The following is a 4376-nucleotide window of genomic DNA, read 5'->3' as shown; positions in this document are numbered from 1 at the left end:
GTTTTTAGCTGGCATTTTTGTAGAGATTGACTAAACTCCTTTTTTATTATACCCTATTTAAAGGTACAACAGCTTAGCTGCGTCTTTTTGCATGATATTCTGTGCCGAGCGAGGATATTTCCACGCTCCGAACCCTACCCAACTAATTAATATCAACTCCCACCAAATCTGCCACAACTTTCTCCAATCCAGCTATCACCTTCGTCGTCCGTTTCCAGTCAACCTTATCGGGTGTATCTTGCGCCGTGTGATAGTAAGGATAGCGATAGGGAGCAGTATCTGTCACCATCAGCCCTGGATAACCATGTTGCCAAAAAGACCATTGATCAGACCAACCAACACCAGGAATGCCACCCGGAATTGCTGCACCTTCTGAGGGAAATTCAGCATGGCGGCGGAAAGATGCGATCGCCTCTCTAACCAGTTTACTTGAGGATGTATTGCCAATAAATCCGATAAAATTTCCCGACGTAGGATAAAAAAGGTTTAATGGTGCTGGATATTTCTGACTGTTTTTGGCATCTGAGTAATAACCAATTGTTTCTAAACTGAGCATCGAAACAATTTTTTCATTACGCTCTCTGCATCTTTTGGCATAAACCAAACTCCCCATATCAGCAGTCCAGAAAAAAGGCGGTTCCTCATTCACAAACTCAACAAAACGCACAGTCTTTTCCGGCTTTTTACCTGCAAACATTCTCGCTAAAGCCAGAACTCCCGCCGCCCCAGTTGCGTTATCATTTGCCCCTGGACTCCCCACCACAGAATCATAATGTGCCCCAATTACAACGATTTCATCTGCCTTTTTTCCCCCTGGAATCTCCACTTCTATGTTATAATAAAAATTATCATCAATTTTATATTCTTGTCGTTCAACTTTATAGCCAGCCTTTTGAAATGATGCTTCGAGAAAGTCAGCGGCTTCTCCAAGTTTTTGATATTGTATAAAGTTGCGCTCTCCGATTTCACCAGCGAGCTTTTCCACATCGCGCTGTAAAGCATCTCGGAGCGAGATTTCCTGTGCTGTTAAAGGGGGAATTGTCCCGCTGTAGCTTTTCCCTGGCATTGCAATCATACTCAACCATATCCCACTAATTAGAGTAATTAAGATCGTACTAAGGATAGCCAGTCTAGTTAACGTTCCGCGATTCCATAATTCGATCTTTCCCAATTGCATTTGTTTTCTATCCTTGGCTATGCTTGAGTAGTAGGGTGCGTCAGTTAGCGTTATTTTTTCAATAATCCAACAGCTTTTGACTGACGCACCCTACAAGTTTACACATCGGGCAACTTATACTGCGCGACAATCCGCTTAGCATATTCCGGCACATGAGCCTCTAATTTCTCAGGATAATTCCGCTTCACGTACAGATAATTACGAGTGAAATGAGAATCAATTGAAAAACGGGCATATTCCAAACCCTTCGGCCCAATTCTCTCAATAAACACGCCCATTAACTTCGCCGCCCACATCGGCAAAGTCACTCCTTTTTCATAAGCTGGAATACTTTGCTGAACCGCCTCTTTTCGGTTTCCCTTAGACATCACCGGCTGAGTGTTAAGCTGATCCGTTACCAAATCTAACATCTCTTGCCCCGTGTCATTTCGCACCACAATCCACTGCCAGCCAAAAGGTGCGCCCATGTAGCCCACCACTAAATCTGCTAAAGAATTCACATAATCAAAACAGCTCAAACAAGAAGGAGCAAAAACATCCTTCAATTCCTTAGTATTCAAGCCAAAAAACGGCACTTTCTCTTCCGAACCATCTTCGTGTTTGAAGTGAACGTTAAAGTCTTGCATAAACTCGTAAGAAACCACAGTTTCAGGAGAACGGCTAGTCGTATCTAGGAATTTCTGCAAGCCCGCGCGGCTGACATTATCTACGCAGGGAGTTCCCAAAACGTAGAGCTTTTCTAAACCGAGTTTTTTCTCGACTGTTCGCAAAGCTTGAATTTGACAGCCGACGCCAATTACTAACAGCCGCTTCATCCCAGATTTTTCTATTTGTTCTAATACGGAAAGATTGGGAGAGAGAGTTGGTTTGTTGACTTTTGCTGCCAGAATTTCTTCGCGATTTCTAGCAATTATCGGCATCGGTTGAAAGCGGTCTTCTTTTGTATTTTGGACGCAAACAACGCCTTCTACAATTCCTTTTTCGAGCATTTCAATGGCAATTGTGCTGACGATCCCCGTCCATTGAGCGCCCTCGATCGGCTCTTTTTTCCGAGCCGCCATCATGTTTTGACTGACTCCAAAATACCAATCGTCGGGATTGTCGAGATTGCGCGATCGCCCGTGAATCTCTTCTTCTAATTCCGCGATGTGCTGTGTTAAGAAAGCACAAGATTCCTTGACATAATGGATGTAATATGTATCGCACAAACCGCACTCGCTGCAAAGTTCTTTAGCGGGGCGGCGGCTACCCGGTTTGAGGGCCTTGGATTTTTGGTGTTTAGTAGAATCTGTTGCGGTCATCTAAATTGCTAATTTTATCGAGATATGGCTTTTGTTAGGATATCACAGCAATTTCCGTTGATTTACCTCCTTTATTCTTTCTTTCAGTCCTCGCAGGCGGACGCAAGGTTGTGCGGGAGCAAATTCGGTTCGCCCGAAATTGGCGGTTTTCAAAGCTTAAAAAATATTAGTCAGGACTTACCTAGCTGGCGCTAGAAACCCGGTTTCTTCCTGAACACCTCACTGTTAAACCTAAGATTTAGGGTAAAAACCGGGTTTCTTTGTGTAGTTTTGGTAAAAAAATTCGGTTTCAGAGCATCGCCGTGCGTCGAGGAGTGTTTGTGTAAGTCCTATTAGTATCAATCCGGATCTAGCGGGCGATCGCGCGAATACATTGCCAAATAAAGCTATAAAAAAATGGTAAAAATATTTGTGACAACAGCCGTCGTTGGCATCATGATGAATCTCGCAATTTCGAGCTTAGGATTTGCTGCTTTAGTTCGCCCTGTCCCCGCTACGAATCAAACTGTTGCGACTCTAGAAAGAATGCTCAGCGCGACACAAAAGCCGGCGGCGCTGAACTATTCGCGCCTGGGGATTGGCGGCGTTCGGTTGGGGATGCCTGTAGAAGAGGCAAAACGTAAGTTGGGAAAACCGCAGCGCGACGAAACTAAACCTGCTGGCCCTGGGATCGGCGGCAAGATTCGCACGCTAAGCTACTCAGGATTGACGGTAGCAGCATGGAAGGGCAAAGTTTATTTAATTTCTACTACCAATCCCAAGTTTCTGACAATTGATGGTGTCAAGGTAAGAGATAACAGCCAAAAAGTCGTTAAAACTTACGGTTACGGGTCGCAATCTGTGCAGGGTGGAGTGACTCGGTTGACTTACAGCAATGACCAAAAGGCTTCTAATTTGATTGTGGAAATTAAGGGCGATCGCGTGCAAAAAATTATTGTGAGCACGCAGCTAAACTAAAATATTAAACAACAGTGCAAAAGTCCCGGTTCACAAGTTTGCAGTAAGGACTTTATTCCTTATTTATGAGGATTTTTAGCCTTTCTGTGAAGTGACTGGAGGGCTTTTTCCTCATGTGCGTGAAGCGTAGGTATCCCGTAGGGAATCGCCCGCGTCTCCTTAATCCTCTTCATCATCATCCGACAATTGTGTAATTTCCTCAGCAATTAGTGTCTGAAAATCCTCTCCGCAGTGAACGTTCAGATGAATGGCAGCACTCAGGAAGTCTGCTAGAATTTCAGCTTTTTGTCGATCGCTCAAATCAGGTAACTGAAGCTGATGGATTAAAGTAATCACATTTTGACACTCAGTACCCAATTCATCAATTAACGTTCTCAGCGTATAATTAGTTACAGAAATTTTCTTCCCCATAAAGTAGGCGATTTCGGTGGTGATCGCGTGTTCGGACGGAAATGAAGGTACTGTTTTGATACTGTACGGGTACTGTTTTGGTACTGCACAGTTCCCCTTTTTTCTCCCTTATGGAGTTTTTTTATTCTTCGCCCAATAAAGCCTCTGACATACCTAGCATCCGAGCGATCAACTTAAAAATTTTATCTACCACAGGGTTTAAAACATTCTCTTCCAATTTATTAATCATTATTGCAATGGGAATACCAATAATACTTATATATAACGGTAGCTTAAGTGTCCAAAGACAACACAACATAAACAATCTAATACACCCCCAACAAAAAAATATCGTCACCCAAGAAAATGCTTGGATCACATTTATTATAGGATTGGTATTATTTTGAGAAGACATAGACTTAACCTCGATTTTCACACTATTTATTTATCGATAATTTATTATAACACGCTAGATTGATAAGCTGTTCAGCATCTAAAACGCATATTGCATAGTATAATATGATGATATTTATAAAAAGTCAATGCCTACT

5 protein-coding genes are annotated in these 4376 nt (G+C 42.8%); 1 reads left to right on the top strand and 4 read right to left on the bottom strand.

Going from position 1 to position 4376, the window contains the following annotated elements; all coding sequences use genetic code 11:
- Positions 1-142 precede the first annotated feature (142 nt).
- Together QUA00_RS36295 and QUA00_RS36290 are read right to left on the bottom strand one after the other, a co-directional pair.
- Positions 143-1177: a M28 family peptidase gene (locus tag QUA00_RS36295; protein ID WP_333142544.1), complete on the bottom strand. Its 1035-nt coding sequence runs from the start codon at positions 1175-1177 to the stop codon at positions 143-145.
- 98 nt (positions 1178-1275) lie between these two features.
- On the bottom strand, positions 1276-2478 hold the full coding sequence (locus QUA00_RS36290) for a Coenzyme F420 hydrogenase/dehydrogenase, beta subunit C-terminal domain (protein ID WP_333142543.1): 1203 nt from the start codon (positions 2476-2478) through the stop codon (positions 1276-1278).
- Between the two features lie 396 nt (positions 2479-2874).
- On the opposite strand from QUA00_RS36290, the gene QUA00_RS36285 reads away from it, so the two are divergent.
- The gene (locus QUA00_RS36285) at positions 2875-3435 is read left to right on the top strand and encodes a hypothetical protein (protein ID WP_333413409.1); all 561 of its coding nucleotides are present in this window, start codon (positions 2875-2877) and stop codon (positions 3433-3435) included.
- 159 nt (positions 3436-3594) lie between these two features.
- Here the strand turns inward: QUA00_RS36285 and QUA00_RS36280 are convergent, their stop codons facing one another.
- Positions 3595-3846 (bottom strand): hypothetical protein, encoded by a 252-nt coding sequence (locus QUA00_RS36280; protein WP_333413407.1) that lies wholly within the window; start codon positions 3844-3846, stop codon positions 3595-3597.
- 121 nt (positions 3847-3967) lie between these two features.
- Positions 3968-4240, bottom strand: a complete 273-nt coding sequence (locus QUA00_RS36275; protein WP_333413405.1) for a hypothetical protein — start codon at positions 4238-4240, stop codon at positions 3968-3970.
- Positions 4241-4376 lie beyond the last annotated feature (136 nt).

Source organism: Microcoleus sp. T2B6, from assembly GCF_036700475.1.
Taxonomy (GTDB): domain Bacteria; phylum Cyanobacteriota; class Cyanobacteriia; order Cyanobacteriales; family Microcoleaceae; genus Microcoleus.
Note: the sequence above shows the minus strand (reverse complement) of the source record. Positions and strands in the feature narration are given on the sequence as shown.

Bases quoted from the DNA above. Each gene is read 5' to 3' on its own strand.
- QUA00_RS36295 (WP_333142544.1), bottom strand. From the start codon at position 1,177: ATGCAATTGGGAAAGATCGAATTATGGAATCGCGGAACGTTAACTAGA.
- QUA00_RS36290 (WP_333142543.1), bottom strand. From the start codon at position 2,478: ATGACCGCAACAGATTCTACTAAACACCAAAAATCCAAGGCCCTCAAA.
- QUA00_RS36285 (WP_333413409.1), top strand. From the start codon at position 2,875: ATGGTAAAAATATTTGTGACAACAGCCGTCGTTGGCATCATGATGAAT.
- QUA00_RS36280 (WP_333413407.1), bottom strand. From the start codon at position 3,846: ATGGGGAAGAAAATTTCTGTAACTAATTATACGCTGAGAACGTTAATT.
- QUA00_RS36275 (WP_333413405.1), bottom strand. From the start codon at position 4,240: ATGTCTTCTCAAAATAATACCAATCCTATAATAAATGTGATCCAAGCA.